Source organism: Bacillus sp. LR--39 (genome assembly GCF_053613335.1).
In genome coordinates this window covers 1-966 of the sequence record NZ_JBSIOT010000438.1, presented here as the reverse complement: position 1 = coordinate 966, position 966 = coordinate 1, and the positions used below count along the sequence as shown (strand labels likewise).

General features: G+C 46.7%; 1 protein-coding gene and 1 pseudogene. Both read left to right on the top strand.

Annotated elements, in window-relative coordinates:
* Positions 1-76 (top strand): annotated as a pseudogene (locus ACWHAR_RS23895) (hypothetical protein); the annotation flags it as partial.
* Positions 73-966, top strand: an 894-nt coding sequence (locus ACWHAR_RS23890; protein ID WP_452088042.1) for a glycosyltransferase family 4 protein, incomplete at its 3' end; no start/stop codon positions are given. The pseudogene ACWHAR_RS23895 and the gene ACWHAR_RS23890, both read left to right, overlap by 4 nt.

Genomic DNA, 966 nt, shown 5'->3' with positions numbered 1-966 from the left:
TGAAGAAGCGCACACCAGGTGGGAGGCGCAATTTTCTGCATACACCTGTTATGGGAGAGGGGAAAAAGAACGGTGAACATTCTCATGCTTTCACCCGAACATCCCGATGAGCCGAAAAGCGGGCTCGATGTCCATTTAAACCGCCTCATTTCCTATTTAAATCCTCATATCAACATTACGGTTTTTACTCCGAGCGGGCAGCTGTTTTCGTATGCGAAGTTTGAAGATTACATAGCTGATGCTAACTTTACAATGGTTCGCCATGTGTTATCACACAATAAACGCTTTGATCTGATTCATGCCCATGATGACACAACTGCCCCTGCCGCCCAGTATTTGAAACAACGGCTTGGCCTTCCGCTTGCTGCGACAATCCACGGTCTTGAAAGCGAAAGGAAGAAGGTGTGCCGAGAAGCCCCACACCCATACAGGCTCAAGACCGAACGGCTCCTTATAGAATCCGCTGATGCATTGATCGTATTAAGCACATTTATGAAGCGGTCTCTTAATAAGGCGGCACATAAAAAAATAACCGTTATCCCAAGCCCTGCATCTATGGAGGAAGAGAAGGGGAAAATCCAAAGAAGCATAAATAGAAGATTTCTCTTTTCATATGGAAGGTTTGTTCCGGAAAAAGGATTTTCGCAGCTGTTAAAGGTGTTTGCCATCTTGAAGCAGCGTCAGCCTGACCTCTATCTAGTGCTGGCTGGGGAGGGGCCGTCTCTGTCCTGCTATGAGAAATTGGCTGCGTCATATAACCTGAAGGATCGCGTTATGTTCCTGCCGTTTCTCAATAGGAAAGACATCAGAACGTTACTGTCTCACTGTGAAATGGCTGTTTTCCCTAGTTCTTATGAACCGTTTGGGCTTGCCGCGCAAGAAAGCATGGAACAAGGTGTGCTGACTGTCGTTTCTCAGTCGGGTGGTTTTTGTGACTATGCCGTTCATGACAAAACGGCAATCATC